Raw genomic sequence first — 13,907 nt, forward strand, 5'->3', positions numbered from 1 at the left:
CACACATAACGGGGAGTTGAACACGATGGCCCAGAAGAAGACCGACGGCACCGTCAAGCCGCTCGACACGCACATCACCGACGCCGACGCGGGCACGGTGAAGCCGCTCGACACGCACATCACCGACGCCGACGCCGGCACGGTGAAGCCGCTCGACACGCACATCACCGACGCCGACGCCGGCACGGTGAAGCCGCTCGACACGCACATCACCGACGTGCAGGCCTGACGAAGCCGCCCGTCGAGGGGATCGGCCGCGGTGGCGCGGAGGGGGCGCCACCGCGGCCGAGGCGTGTCCGGGGTGAGGGGGCCTGATCAGCTTTTGTAGCCGGGCCAGTCGGCGTTGCTGACGGCGGGGACGGAGGCCGGCAGGCGGGTGTCCTCTCCCCGCCCCCGCAACTCCCCCTTCACCACCTTCCCGCTCGCGTTGCGAGGGAGGTCCGGGACGAACTCGACCGTGCGCGGGACCTTGTAGTTGGCCATCTCGCGGCGGGACCAGGAGATCAGGTCGTCGGCGGTCAGGGTGGCGTGCGGGCGGCGTACGACGTAGGCCTTGCCGACCTCGCCGAGGCGGGCGTCCGGGACGCCGACGACGGCGACGTCGGCCACGTCGGGGTGCAGGCCCAGCAGTTGCTCGATCTCCGCCGGGTACGCGTTGAAGCCGCCGACGATGAACATGTCCTTGATGCGGTCCGTGATGCGGAGGTTGCCGTCGGGGTCCAGGACGCCGACGTCACCGGTGCGCAGCCAGCCGTCCGGGGTGAGCACGGCCTCCGTGGCGGGCGCGTCCTCGAAATAGCCCCGCATGACGTTGAAGCCGCGGACCAGGACCTCGCCGGGGGAACCAGCCGCCGCCCCGGCACCGGACGCGTCCACCACCCGAACCTCCGTGCCGGGGATGGCCCGCCCCGACGTCGAGGCGATCACCGCCGCCGCGTCGCCACGCCGGCACATGGTGACGATCCCGCTCGCCTCCGAGAGCCCGTACGCCGTCAGCACCGTGTCGATCTTCAGCTCCGCCTTCAGCCGCTCCACCAGACGCAGCGGGACCACCGCCGCTCCCGTCACCACGAGCCGCAGCGCCGAGAGGTCGTGGGCGTCCCGGGACGGGTGGTCCAGGAGGGCCTGGTGGAGGGTGGGCGGGCCGGGCAGGACCGAGACGCGTTCCGCGGCGACGTTCGCCAGCACCGTGTCCACGTCGAAGACGGGCTGCGGGATCATCGTCGCGCCCCGCATGAGGCATGCCACGATGCCCGCCTTGTAGCCGAAGGTGTGGAAGAACGGGTTCACGATCAGATAGCGGTCGCCCTCCCGCAGCCCGGACAGTTCGCACCACACGGCGTAGGCGCGCAGCGTCTGGGCATGGTTGATCACCACGCCCCTGGGCCGGCCCGTCGTCCCGGACGTGTAGACGATGTCCGAGGGCGAGGACCCGTCGAGGGCGTCCCCGCGCGCCCGGACGTCCGCCGCCCGGACCTGCCGCCCGCTCGCCAGGAAGTCCTCCAACGTACGGAAGTCGGCGGGGGCGTCGTCCGCGAGCACCACGACCTGCTCCAGGTGCGGCAGCCCCGGCAGCGGGCCCCGCCCCGCGCCCTCCCCCGCGGCCCGCCGCAGGGACGCCACGTACGACGTCCCGAGGAACGTGCCCGTCACGAACAGCAGCCTGGCCCGGCTCCGGGACAGCACGTACGCCGCCTCCGCGCCCTTGAACCGGGTGTTCAGCGGGACCAGCACCGCACCGGCGCACACGGCGCCGAGGGCCGAGACGATCCAGTCCAGGGTGTTGGGCGCCCAGACCGCCACCCGGTCACCGGCCCGCACCCCGTTCGCCAGACAGGCCGCCGCCGCCCGCTCCACGCGCGCGCCCAGCTCCGCGTACGAGACGCGCGTACGGCCCTCGACGACCGCCTCGGAGTCGCCGTACCGCTCGGCCGCGGCCCGCACCAGCCCCGGGATGCTGCCCCACTCCAGGTCCCCGCGCATCGCACGCCTCCCCATGACCGGACGACCGGACGTACCACTAGCTGACTGTCCGTCAGATTAGCTGTAGCCTGACGCCCTGTCAGCAGCCGTGACCGCGCGCGGAGGTGTGCCCATGGCGGGCAAGGGGACGGGAAGCACGGCAGGGATCAAGGACGCCACCGCCGTCGTCGGCATCGGACAGACGGCCTTCGCCAGGCAACTGGACGAATCCGAGAAGACACTGGCCTGCCGGGCGATCCTCGCCGCCCTGGACGACGCCGGAATCGCACCCGCCGAGGTCGACGGGCTCGCCTCCTACACCATGGAGGAGACGGACGAGGTCGAGGTCGCCAAGGCGGTCGGCTTCGGCGACCTCACCCACTTCAGCAAAGTGGGCTACGGGGGCGGCGGTTCGTGCGCCACCGTCGCCCATCTCGCCGCCGCCGTCGCCACCGGACAGGCCACCGTCGGCGTCGCCTGGCGCTCGCGCAAGCGGGGCAGCGGGCCCCGCCCGTGGCGGAACACCACCGTCCAGCTCCCCACCCCCGCCCAGTGGACCCGGCCCTTCGGGCTGCTCAGACCGGCCGACGAGATCGCCATGCTGGCCCGCCGCTACATGCACGAGTACGGCGCCACCCGCGACCACCTGTTCAACGTCGCCCTCGCCTGCCGCAACCGCGCCAACCAGAACCCGGCCGCCATGATGTACGAGCGCCCGCTGACCCGCGAGATGTACATGACCTCCCGCTGGATCAGCGAGCCCCTCTGCCTGTTCGACAACTGCCTGGAGACGGACGGCGCGCTCGCCTGCGTGGTCGTCCCGTCCGAGCGGGCGCGCGACTGCCGCCACCGGCCCGTCTACGTCCACTCCGCCGCCCAGGGCCTGCCCGCCCAGCACCACGGCATGGTCAACTACTGGAACGACGACCCCCTCACCGGCCCCGCCTGGACCGCCGCCCGGCATCTGTGGAAGCACGCCGACCTCACCCCCGAGGACGTCGACGTCGCCCAGATCTACGACGCCTTCACCCCCCTCGTACCGCTCTCGCTCGAGGGCTACGGCTTCTGCGGACGGGGCGAGGGCGGCGCCTTCACCGAGGGCGGCGCGCTGGAGATCGGCGGCCGGCTCCCCCTCAACACCGGCGGCGGCGGCCTCTCCGAGGCGTACGTGCACGGCTTCAACCTCATCAACGAGGGCGTCAAGCAGCTGCGGGGCACCAGCACCGCCCAGGTCCCCGGCGCCGCCACCTGCCTCGTCACGGCCGGGGAAGGCGTCCCGACCTCCGCCCTCCTGCTCAGGACCTGAGGAGCCGCCATGCCCCTGCTGCCCCCCGTCCCCGACGACGACGGCGCCCCCTTCTGGCGGTACGCCGCCCGAGGCGAACTGCGCGTCCAGACCTGCGCCGGACCCGGCTGCGGCCAGCCGCGCTTCCCGCCGCGCCCCTGCTGCCCGCACTGCCACTCCTTCGCCGCCGAGTGGCGCAGGACGAGCGGGCGCGGACGGATCTGGTCCTACGTCGTCCCGCATCCACCGCTGCTCCCGGCCTACGCGGAGCAGGCCCCGTACAACGCGATCATCGTGGAGCTGGCGGAGGCGCCGCGGATCCGGCTCGTCGGGAACCTGGTCAGCGCGCCGGACGCACGGCTCGACTCCGTGGACCCCGGCCGCATCCGGATCGGGGCGCGGGTGCAGGTGGTCTTCACCGGCGCCGGGCCCGGCGACCCGGCCGGGACCGGCATGACCGTGCCCCGCTGGGTACTGGAGCGGCCGTGAGCGGCGGCCTGCGCACGAGCACCGACCAGGACACCGGCGTCGCCGTCCTCACCCTCGACCGGCCCGAGAAGCTCAACGCGATCGACCTCGCACTCGCCGCCGAACTGGCCCGCGCCTGGCGGGAACTGCGGCTCGACGACTCCGTACGGGCCGTCGTCCTCACCGGAGCGGGCGGCCGCGCCTTCTGCACGGGGATCGACCGGAGCGTGGACGTACCGCAGCCCGGCTCGCCCTACATGACGGACGATCCGCTGCTGACGGTCGGCCCGAAGGCGAACGACCTGTGGAAGCCGGTGGTCGCCGCGGTCGAGGGGATGGCCTGCGGCGGCGCGTTCTACCTGCTGGGCGAGGCGGAGTTCGTCGTCGCGGGCGAGACGGCGGCCTTCTTCGACCCGCACACGACGTACGGCATGGTCAGCGCGTACGAGGCCGTCCACATGGCGCACCGGATGCCGTACGGGGAGGCCGCGCGGACGGCGCTCATGGGAACCGCCGAGCGGCTCTCTGCCCGCCGGGCGTACGAGATCGGCCTGGTGTCCGAACTCACAGCCCCCGGCGAGGCGTTGGAGGCCGCCGTGCGGTGTGCCGCCGTCATGGCCTCCTACCCGGCCGCGGCCGTACAGGGCACCGTCCGCGCCCTGTGGGCGGCACGGGAGGCGGCGCACGCCCACGCGTTCGCGCAGGCGCCGCACCTCATCGCGCTGGGCAATCTGCCGCCGCCGCGGCAGGCCGAACTGTTCGCCGCACGACGGCCGGACGGGTACCGGATGCGGTGAGCCCGCCCCAGCTCTGCGGCCGGGCCCGACTCGTCCCTACGGCCGGTCTCATCCCTACGGCCGGTCCGGCCCCACCCTTCTCGGTCGGTCCGGCCCGGCTGCCGGGTCGGACCGGCCCGGCTGTTCGGTCGGCCCGACGTCAGCTTCTCGGCCGGGCCGCCGGGTCGACCTCGCAGTGGTCCACCGAGTCGACGAGGCCCGAACCGCCGACCTTCACGCGGACGGTCTCCTTGCCGCTCGCGGGGATCGTGACGCGCCCGTAGCCGGAGGTGACGGAGATGTCGTTCTCGTCGAGGAAGTCGACCGTCACCGTGAACGTGCCCTTGCGGGCGTTCGGGTTGGACACCTCGACGGTCGCGTACGGAGTCTTCTCCGTCGCGCAGCTCACCAGCCGCGCCTTCGCGTCCTCCAGCGACTTCGAGCCGCTGCCCGAGGAGGAGGTGGAGCGGTGGTTCGGACGCCGGTTGTAGCCGCCGCTGCTCCCGCTGGTGCTGCTGCTTCCGTACGTGTCGTCATCGTCGTAGTCGTCACCGGAGCTCGTCGAGCCGGAACTCGTCGAGCCGGAGCTGTACGACCCTCCGCCCGACGTCGACGACGAACTGTCGTGGTTCTGGCTGGAGCTGCTGCAACCGCCGCCCCCGCCACCACTGTGGCTGCCGCCGCCGCGACCGCGCCCCGACGAGAAGCCGGTCAACGCCAGCACCACCATGGCCAGAACCGCCGCGAATCTGAGACTGCGCCCCCGTGTATGCATGTGATCAGACTACTCACCGCTCGCTCCCGGTCACCCGCCATGACGGAGATGGCCGCGCATTCTCCACACCGCATGCGGGTGCGCACTTCGCGGCGTAGCGTCGGTTGCGAGAGCAGTGAGGAGGCCCGCGATGGTCCGCAACGTTCTCGGGTCGGTACTCGCCCTCCTCGGAGCGGCGGCCGCCGTGTGGAGCCCTTTCCGTGCCTGGTACGACGGCCGTCACGGCCGGTACTACCGCGTGGGTGACCTGTTCTCCGGAGCCGGCGTCGGCGACGCCCGGGCCGGGTTGTTCGCCTCGCTCTTCCTCCCTCTCCTCGCAGCGGCGGTCCTGGCGGTCATCGGGGTGCTGCTGCGGTCGCGGCTGCTGGTCGCCCTCGCGGGCGTCGTCGTGCTCGGCTTCGCCGTGCTGTGGATGGTGCGCGTGGGTCAGGCCGAGTCCGGCCTGACCGTCGACAGCGACGGGAACGGCCTCGGCACCGGTGTCGCGGCCGCCCTCGCCGGTGGGGCGCTGCTGCTGCTCGGCGCGGCCGTGATGCGGGGGCGGGACGGGCGGCGCGAGCGCATGGCGACGCTGCCGCGGTCCGCGCCGTCGGAGGAGCCCCGGTCCTGGCAGTCCCCTCCCCAGGAGGAGCCCGCGTCAAGGCGGTCCGCGCCCCGGGAGGAATCCGGGTCGTGGCAGTCCGGGGCGGCTGGGGAGCCCCGGTCCTCGCAGTCCTCACCCCACGGGGAGCCCCGGTCCTGGCAGTCCGGGCCGACGGATCCGACGCCGGACCGGCCGCCGCCGCGGGAGCCCGGCGGCACAGGCGCGGCGGAGGACGCGCCGACGGCCACGTGGCGGCGTCCGCCGGATCAGTACTGACGGGGCGCCCCGCCGACGTCGGTTGCCGTCCCGCGGGTCGGGCTGACCTGCCCTCCCCTCACGTCGTTCTCGCTGTGCCCGTGCCCTTCTCCGCGTCCAGGGCGTAGACGCATCTGTCCTTGCTGCAGGCGTAGACGACGCCGTCCTTGACGACGGGGGCGCCGGTGATCTCGCCGCCGGTGGCGAGTTTCCAGCGGAGGCGGCCGTCGTCGGCCTTCAGGGTGTAGAGGAGATGGTCGGTGGAGCCGAAGTGGATGCGGCCCTCGGCGACGGCGGGGGCGCCGACGATGTCGCCGCCCGCCTGGAAGCGCCACTTCGGGGTGCCGGTGACGGCGTCGAGCGTGTAGAGGCCCTTGCCGCTGCCGACGTGGACGTGGCCGGCGGCGACCAGGACCGGCTCGGCGGAGGCGCGGGACTCCGTCGCGATGCGCCAGCGGTCGCGGCCGTCGGTGGCGTCGAGCGCGTACACCGTGCCGAGGTAGTCGGCGAGGTAGACGCCGCCGCCCGTCACGGCGGGGCCGGGGGCGAACGTGGGCGGGCAGAGGAAGACCGCGGGTGCCTCGAAGTGCCAGCGCACGTGGCCGCTCGTCACGTCGACGGCGAGGACCCGGGTACCGGCGGAGACGTACACATATCCGTCGGGTGCCGGGGTCAGCCGGACCGGGACACCGCCGCAGGAGGCCGCGTCGCCGATCGGGTACGACCAGCGCTCCTCGCCGGTCCGGGAGTCCAGGGCGCGCAGCCGCGCGTCCTTCCACACGTAGACCGTGCCGTCGTGGACCGCGGGTCCGGCCTCGGGGGTCTCGAAGTCCGTCTGCGCGCCGGTGATCTCCCAGAGCTTGCGGCCGTTCGCGGCCTCCCAGGCCTGGACGCCGCCGCCGCGGGTGCCGGTGACGACGGTGCCGCGGTCGGCCTTGAGGGAGTAGACCCAGGCGTCGGTGGACAGGCGCCACAGGTCCGCCCCCTCGCGGGAGTCCAGGGCGAACAGCGTGGGGCCGTCGGAGGCGTGGATACGGCCGTCCGCGACCGCCATCGACCAGGCGACGTCGCGGGTCTTGAAGCGGCGCCGGCCGGTGGCCACGTCCAGCGCGTGGACCTCGAAGGAGGTGACGTAGACGAGGTCGTCGGCGACGGCGGGCGTGCCCCACACGTCGTTCGACATGCGGAAACGCCAGGGGCGCCAGCCGGACGGGGACTCCGGGGCCCGGGCGGGCGGCGCGACGGCGGGTGCCGGGTCGGCTCCGTTCACGCCGGGGCGCGGCCGGGACCAGGACGCGGCGAGGCCCGCCTCGGGAGGGGGCGCCTTCACCGCGGCGGCGCGGGCGTCGGCGACGCGCGGTCCCGGCCCGATCGGCACCCGGGCGCCGGCCAGCCGCACGGGACCGTTGTCGGGCGCGCCGACGGCCGACGGGGCCGGGGCGTGCTGCGGGACGGGTGGCAGCGCGCCCCGGGCTCCGCCGCCGCGGCCCGACGCGGGCGCCGGCTGCACCGGGGGACGGCCGCCGCGGCGCGTCTCGATCAGGCCCACCGCCCGCTCGGGCAGCCACGCCGACGCCGTACCGCTGTCGTCGGAGCCGGAGCCGAAGAGGTGCGGTGCCAGCTGCGCCTGGAGGTCGGCCGGGTTGGGCCGGGCCGTCGCGTCCATCTGCATGCAGGACTCGATGAGGGGCCGCAGCTCGTCCGGGAGGCCTGCCAGGTCCGGCCCCTCCCGGAGCAGCATGAAGACGGTCTCGACCGGGTTCGCGCCGTGGAAGGGCGCGTGGCCGGTGGCGGCGAAGACGAGCATCGAGCCGAGCGAGAAGACGTCGCTGGCGCCGGTCACGCTGCGCGAGTCCTTGGCCTGCTCGGGGGACATGTAGGCGGGGGTGCCGACCGCGACGTTCGTCATGGTCAGCCGGGTGTTGGAGACCCCGGACGCGATGCCGAAGTCGATCACCCGGGGGCCGTCCTCGACGACGAGGACGTTGGAGGGCTTCAGGTCGCGGTGGACCAGCCCGGCGCCGTGGATGGACTGCAGGGCCTCGGCGACACCGGCCGCGAGCCAGCGCACCGCCTGGGCCGGGAGCGGCCCGCACTCGTTCACTATTTCCTCGAGCGAGGGCGCGGGGACGTACGCGGTGGCGAGCCACGGCACCGCCGCGCGCGGGTCGGCGTCGACGACGGCCGCCGTGTAGAAGCCGGAGACGGCCCGCGCGGCCTCCACCTCGCGGGTGAAGCGGACCCGGAAGAGCTGGTCCTCCGCGAGTTCCGTCCTGACCGTCTTGATCGCCACGCGCCGGCCGGACGCCGAGCGCGCGAGATAGACCAGCCCCATGCCGCCCGCACCCAGCCGTCCCAGCACCTCGAACGGCCCGATCCGCCGCGGATCGTGCTGCGTCAGCTGATCCACCACTTGCCTGCCACCTCCCCGTACGGGCCGCGTCATCCACGTATGAACACGGCCCCGTGCAGCGTCTCACCACCGAACCGCCACGGCGGCACGCACCCCGATTCTTCCTGCCCTGGCCACCGGTTGCGAACCCGGGTGCGGATCGGGGTGTCTCAGGACAAAACCATGTCGGGCGGCTTCTGCAAAGCGGCGGCCGGATGGTGGAACGCGGGCAGCGGCCCGGTCAGCGCTGTATCACCGCGAACGACGCCCCCTGATTGTCCGTGACCACCGCCACCCGTCCGTACGAGGTGTCGAACGGGGGTGCCTGTACCCGGCCGCCGAGCCGCCGGACCGTCTCCAGCGCGTCCTCGCAGTCCCGGACGCCGAAGTGGACGAGGAAGTGCGGGGGCATCTCGGCCGGGAAGACGTCGGACACGGCGGCCCGGCCGACGTCGGGCTGGGCGGGGATGCCGAAGAGGTCCTCGTAGAAGGAGCCGGACGGATCCCTGGCGTACAGCTCGGCCCAGCAGAAGGAGCCCTGCTGGTGGCGGCGGCCGAAGCCGGGGTGTCCCTCGGCCTGCCAGAGGCCGAAGACGGCGCCCTCGGGGTCGGCGGCCAGCACGGTCGTGCCGAGGGAGTCCACGGGCAGCGGGCCCGTGATCACCTGCCCGCCGGCCGCCCCGGTCCGCCGGGCGAGGGCCGCCGCGTCGCGGGTGGCGAAGTACACCGTCCACACGGTGGGCATCCGGCCGTCCCGCTTGGGCGTGAGGCCCGCGACGGGATGCCCGTCCCGGTGGGCCCACACGGAGGTGCCGCGCCGCGCGGAGGAGGCGGTACGAGGGGTGCGCGGGGTGCCGTACGCCTCCTCGAAGGTCCATCCGAAGAGTTCGCCGTAGAAGCGCTTGCCCGCCTCGACGTCGGAGAGCTGGGCGTCCGTCCAGCAGGGGACGCCCTCCGCGAACGCGGCGGATGCGGCAGATGCCGTGGATTCGGCCATGCCGCCAAGCTAACGGCCCCGCACGCACCGCGCACGGTGGGCGCACCCCTGTCCCGGGGCCCCTGAAATGGCCGTACTCCCCATTTGCAGTCGGCCGAATCGCGCTCCGATCACCCCTCGGTAAGCTGACGGCATGACAGGACAAGTGCGTACCGTCGACGGCCGTGTGGCCGGACGGCGTGGGCAGGCGACCAGGCAGAAACTGCTCGACTGCCTCAGCGAAATGCTCAGCTCCTCGCCCTACCGGGACGTCAAAGTCATTGATGTCGCCCGGAAGGCGGGCACGTCTCCGGCGACTTTCTACCAGTACTTTCCGGACGTCGAGGGCGCCGTCCTGGAGATCGCCGAGCACATGGCCGCGGAGGGCGCCGGGCTGACCCAACTGCTCGAAGGCCGCTCCTGGGTCGGCAAGGCCGGGTGGCAGACCGCGCAGGAACTCGTGGACGGATTCCTGGAGTTCTGGCGCAGGAACGACGCGATCCTGCGCGTCGTCGACCTGGGCGCGGCCGAGGGCGACAAGCGGTTCTACAAGATCCGGATGAAGATCCTGAACTCGGTGAACAACTCCCTCACGGACACGGTCGCCGAGCTGCAGTCCAAGGGCAAGGTCGACAAGGACGTGAATCCGGCGGCGATGGCCGGTTCGCTCGTCGCCATGCTCGCGGCGGTCGCCTCGCACCAGAGAGGCTTCCAGACGTGGGGCGTCAAGCAGGCTGAACTCAAGCCGAACCTGGCGATGTTGGTGCACCTCGGCGTCACGGGCAAGAAGCCGACGAAGTAGCGCCCTTCCTTTACCCCGGCACAATTCCTGTCAAGCGGGCGGCAGTCCACCGGTGTGGACTGCCGCCCGCTGCGCTGTGCGGGGCCGTCCCGCGCCGTGTCGCAGGGTCGCCGGGGGCGGTCCGGCCACCGCGCCGGCGGACGGACCTAACGCGGCACGATCCGGAACAGGCGGATCTCCCGGCTGACCCGCCGCTGGTACGTGGCGTACGGCGGCCAGAACGCCAGCGCCGCCTGCCATGCCGCCGCCCGCTCGTCCCCCTGGAGGAGGCGGGCGGTGACGGGCACGTCCCGGCCCTTCCAGCTGACCTCGGCGTCCGGGTGGGCCAGCAGGTTGGCGGTCCACGCGGGGTGTCCCGCCCGGCCGAAGTTGGAGCCGACGAGGACCCAGCTGCCGGGCAGCGCGCCGCCGGACCGGCCCTCCGGCATGCAGGCCAGGGGCGTACGCCGCGGCAGGCCGCTCCGGGCGCCGCGCGCCGTCAGGATCACGCCCGGCAGCAGCCGCGCGCTGAGCAGCACCCTGCCGCGCGTCAGCCGGTGCACGGCGCGGTCGAGGGCGGGGATCACGTGCGGCGCGATCCGGGCGAAGGCCCTGGTCGAGGACACCCTCCGCACCAGCCGGAGGCCCGGGGCGACCGGATCACCACCACTCCGGCCCCGCGGCGCCATCGGACCGCCACGCTTCCCGCGTCCCGAGGCCATCGGAGCGCCGCCTCTCCCCTGCCGCCGGGCCATCAGACCGCCGCATCTTCCCCGTCGCCAGGCCATCGGACCGCCACCTCTCTCCCGTCGCCAAGCCATCAGAACGCCGCCTCTCCCGCGTCGCCGGGCCATCCGCCGCCGTCACCGCTCACGCGCCCCGAGGCCATCAGCACGCCGCCGCTCCCCCGTCGCCGGGCCATCGGACCGCCGCCTCTTCCGCTTCGAAGAGCCGTGCCGCGGCGGCCGCGTGCGCCCGCAGGCGGTGCACCGGCCCGAACAGCAGCTCGTCGCCCGCTGCCCGCTTGAAGTACAGGTGCGCCTCGTGCTCCCAGGTGAACCCGATGCCTCCGTGCAGCTGGATGCCTTCGGACGCGGCGGTCCGCAACGCCTCGAGCGCCTGCGCGAGCGCCAGCCCGCCCGCCCGCTCACCGCCCGCGCCGCACGCCCAGGCCGCGTAGTACGCCGCCGACCGCGCCGCCTGGACCTGCACGTAGACATCCGCGAGCCGGTGCTTGACCGCCTGGAAGGACCCGATCGGCCGCCCGAACTGCTGCCGCTGCCGCACGTACTCCACGGTCCGCTCCAGAGCACGGTCCGCGGCTCCGACCGCCTCCGTGGCGAGTACGGCCGCCGCCGCGTCCCCGGCGGCGGCCAGCGGGCCGAGCACGTCGGCGTCCTCGTCCCCGAGCAACTCGGCTTCCACGTCACGCAGTTCGATCCGCGCCTGGGGCCGCGTCCCGTCCAGCGCGGTCTGCCTCACCCGCACGAGCCCCCCGCCCGGCTCGGGCGCGGCCCCCTCGCCCGTGTGCCTCTCCGGAGCGGGCCGGACCAGGAACAGCAGGGTCCGCGACCGCGCGAACCCCCCGGTGTGCGCGGCCACCACCAGAAGCCGCGCGCTGTGTCCGTCGAGCACCTGGGCCGCCTGACCGTAGAGACGCCACCCGCCGCCCGTGCGCCTCGCCTGCACGCCGCCCGCCCGGCCGCCGCCGGCCCAGTCCCCCCGGTGGCCGCCGGCCAGACCGAGGGCGGCGGCGAGACCGGGACCGGGCACGGCGAGGGCGGCCGTCAGTTCCCCGGCGGCGATCCGGGGCAGCAGGCCCGCGCGCTGGGCACCGGTGCCGAGGGCCAGGATCAGCGGAGCGGCGAGCACGGCCGTGGCCAGCAGCGGCGTAGGGGCGAGGAAACGTCCCGACTCCTCGCAGGCGAGGGCGAGTTCGGTCATCGAGCAGCCGACGCCGCCGTACGCCTCGGGGAGGGCGAGGCCGGGCAGTCCGAGCTGGTGCGCGAGCGTCTCCCACAGTGCCGCGTCATGCCCGGCGGGGGTCCGCACGGCGGCCCGAAGCTCCTCGGGACCACAGCGGCTGTTCAGCAACTCCCGCACCGTACGGCGGATCTCGTCCTGCTCGGCGGTGAAGCGGGCGTCCATGGGCGGGCTCCTCCCCCGGGGCGGCCCCCGGCCCGGGGGCTCCTCCCCCGGGCCCGATCCCCCGCCGCCGTATCTGACGGGCCGTCATGTTAGGCCCGGGCCGGACAGAAGCCCAGGGGCACGGCACCCTCCCGAGTCGCAGCGGCACGGCACCCTCTCGCGTCGCGCGGTCACCACACCCTCCCGCATTCCGCCGTGTCTGATGTACCGTCAGATTCGTGCCCGCCACCCCACGCAGTGCCGTGACCCGACCCAGTGCCGCGACCCGACGCAGCACCGTTGCGCCCCGGACGGCCGGCACCCCGGGCCGGCGCAGGGTCGCCGTCGTAGGCGCCGCCCTCGCCGACTGCGGCCGGGTGGACACGGCGACCCCGTACGCACTGCACGCCCAGGCGGCCCGCCGCGCACTGGCCGACTCGGGACTGGGCCGCGAGGCCGTCGACGGCCTCGCCTCCGCGGGCCTCGGCATCCTCGCCCCCGCGGAAGTCGCCGAATACCTGGGGCTGAGGCCCACGTGGGTCGACTCCACCTCGGTCGGCGGCGCCACCTGGGAGGTGATGGCCGCCCACGCGGCCGACGCCATAGCGGCGGGCCACGCGAACGCGGTCCTGCTGGTGTACGGCTCCACCGCCCGCGCCGACATCAGGGCGGGCCGCCGCACCGGAGATCTCTCGTTCGGCGCCCGGGGCCCGCTCCAGTTCGAGGTCCCGTACGGCCACACGCTCGTCGCCAAGTACGCGATGGCCGCCCGCCGCCACATGCACCAGTACGGCACCACCCTCGAACAGCTCGCCTCGGTCGCCGTCCAGGCACGGGCGAACGCCGCGCACAACCCGGAGGCGATGTTCCGCGACCCGATCACGGTCGACGACGTCCAGTCCGGCCCGATGATCGCGGACCCCTTCACCAAGCTGCACTGCTGCATCCGCTCCGACGGCGGCGCGGCCGTGCTGCTCGCCGCCGAGGAGTACGTACGCGACTGCCGTACCGGCCCGGTGTGGATCCTCGGCGCCGGCGAGCACGTCTCGCACACGACGATGTCCGAGTGGACCGACTTCACCGTGTCCCCGGCCGCCGTGAGCGGACGCCTCGCCTTCGGGCGCGCCGGCCTGCGCCCGGACGAGATGGACCTCGCGGAGATCTACGACGCCTTCACCTACATGACCCTCCTGACGCTGGAGGACCTCGGGTTCTGCGGGAAGGGCGAGGGGGGCGCGTTCGTGGAGAAGGGCCGGCTGACACTGCGCGGGGACCTGCCGGTCAACACCGACGGGGGCGGCCTCTCGGGCCAGCACCCGGGCATGCGCGGACTGTTCCTGCTCGTCGAGGCGGTACGGCAGCTGCGCGGCGAGGCGGGCGAGGGGCGGCAGGTGCGCAGGCCCGACGGCGGGCTGCCGCGCCTGGCGGTGGCGTCCGGGACCGGCGGCTGGTTCTGCTCCTCGGGGACGGTGGTGCTGGGGCGGGACTGACGCACGGGGGCGCCGGGGCGGTCGCCCTCGGGACCCC

The 13,907-nt window shown here is 74.0% G+C and carries 13 protein-coding genes; 7 read left to right on the forward strand and 6 right to left on the reverse strand.

Going from position 1 to position 13,907, the window contains the following annotated elements; genetic code table 11:
- Positions 1-25 precede the first annotated feature (25 nt).
- Complete coding sequence (locus AC0ZLC_RS23705) at positions 26-229, forward strand: hypothetical protein (protein WP_476753953.1); 204 nt, start codon at positions 26-28, stop codon at positions 227-229.
- 86 nt (positions 230-315) lie between these two features.
- Here AC0ZLC_RS23705 and AC0ZLC_RS23710 read toward each other — a convergent pair whose 3' ends face one another.
- Positions 316-1,983 carry a FadD3 family acyl-CoA ligase gene (locus tag AC0ZLC_RS23710; protein WP_476753954.1) on the reverse strand — a complete coding sequence of 556 codons (1,668 nt, stop codon included), beginning with the start codon at positions 1,981-1,983 and terminating at the stop codon, positions 316-318.
- 112 nt (positions 1,984-2,095) lie between these two features.
- Here AC0ZLC_RS23710 and AC0ZLC_RS23715 point away from each other — a divergent pair, with 112 nt between their 5' ends.
- Genes AC0ZLC_RS23715 through AC0ZLC_RS23725 form a run of 3 tightly spaced genes read left to right on the forward strand, consistent with a single transcriptional unit; the run spans position 2,096 to position 4,512 of the window.
- Positions 2,096-3,268, forward strand: a complete 1,173-nt coding sequence (locus AC0ZLC_RS23715) for a lipid-transfer protein (protein ID WP_476753955.1) — start codon at positions 2,096-2,098, stop codon at positions 3,266-3,268.
- Positions 3,269-3,277: 9 nt separating this feature from the next.
- Positions 3,278-3,736, forward strand: coding sequence for a Zn-ribbon domain-containing OB-fold protein (locus tag AC0ZLC_RS23720; protein WP_476753956.1), 459 nt, complete (start codon positions 3,278-3,280; stop codon positions 3,734-3,736).
- On the forward strand, positions 3,733-4,512 hold the full coding sequence (locus AC0ZLC_RS23725) for an enoyl-CoA hydratase/isomerase family protein (RefSeq protein ID WP_476753957.1): 780 nt from the start codon (positions 3,733-3,735) through the stop codon (positions 4,510-4,512). Before AC0ZLC_RS23720 ends, AC0ZLC_RS23725 begins: the two co-directional genes overlap by 4 nt.
- 139 nt (positions 4,513-4,651) lie before the next feature.
- On the opposite strand, the gene AC0ZLC_RS23730 is transcribed toward AC0ZLC_RS23725, so the two are convergent.
- Complete coding sequence (locus AC0ZLC_RS23730; protein WP_476753958.1) at positions 4,652-5,266, reverse strand: hypothetical protein; 615 nt, start codon at positions 5,264-5,266, stop codon at positions 4,652-4,654.
- A 130-nt stretch (positions 5,267-5,396) separates the two neighbouring features.
- On the opposite strand from AC0ZLC_RS23730, the gene AC0ZLC_RS23735 reads away from it, so the two are divergent.
- Positions 5,397-6,125, forward strand: coding sequence for a hypothetical protein (locus AC0ZLC_RS23735; RefSeq protein ID WP_476753959.1), 729 nt, complete (start codon positions 5,397-5,399; stop codon positions 6,123-6,125).
- Between the two features lie 58 nt (positions 6,126-6,183).
- On the opposite strand, the gene AC0ZLC_RS23740 is transcribed toward AC0ZLC_RS23735, so the two are convergent.
- Positions 6,184-8,517 (reverse strand): outer membrane protein assembly factor BamB family protein, encoded by a 2,334-nt coding sequence (locus tag AC0ZLC_RS23740; protein ID WP_476753960.1) that lies wholly within the window; start codon positions 8,515-8,517, stop codon positions 6,184-6,186.
- Between the two features lie 220 nt (positions 8,518-8,737).
- On the reverse strand, positions 8,738-9,493 hold the full coding sequence (gene kbpA / locus AC0ZLC_RS23745) for an AfsK-binding protein KbpA (protein ID WP_476753961.1): 756 nt from the start codon (positions 9,491-9,493) through the stop codon (positions 8,738-8,740).
- A 145-nt stretch (positions 9,494-9,638) separates the two neighbouring features.
- Between kbpA and AC0ZLC_RS23750 the strand changes: the two genes are divergently transcribed.
- On the forward strand, positions 9,639-10,274 hold the full coding sequence (locus tag AC0ZLC_RS23750; protein ID WP_476754001.1) for a TetR family transcriptional regulator: 636 nt from the start codon (positions 9,639-9,641) through the stop codon (positions 10,272-10,274).
- A 146-nt stretch (positions 10,275-10,420) separates the two neighbouring features.
- Here the strand turns inward: AC0ZLC_RS23750 and AC0ZLC_RS23755 are convergent, their stop codons facing one another.
- Positions 10,421-10,942, reverse strand: coding sequence for a nitroreductase family deazaflavin-dependent oxidoreductase (locus AC0ZLC_RS23755; RefSeq protein ID WP_476753962.1), 522 nt, complete (start codon positions 10,940-10,942; stop codon positions 10,421-10,423).
- Positions 10,943-11,141: 199 nt separating this feature from the next.
- Entirely contained in the window at positions 11,142-12,401 is a 1,260-nt protein-coding gene (locus tag AC0ZLC_RS23760; RefSeq protein ID WP_476753963.1) for an acyl-CoA dehydrogenase family protein, read from the reverse strand.
- Positions 12,402-12,757: 356 nt separating this feature from the next.
- Here AC0ZLC_RS23760 and AC0ZLC_RS23765 point away from each other — a divergent pair, with 356 nt between their 5' ends.
- Entirely contained in the window at positions 12,758-13,870 is a 1,113-nt protein-coding gene (locus AC0ZLC_RS23765) for a thiolase C-terminal domain-containing protein (protein WP_476754002.1), read from the forward strand.
- Positions 13,871-13,907: the final 37 nt, after the last annotated feature.

This window comes from Streptomyces sp. GLSS-08, assembly GCF_056387915.1.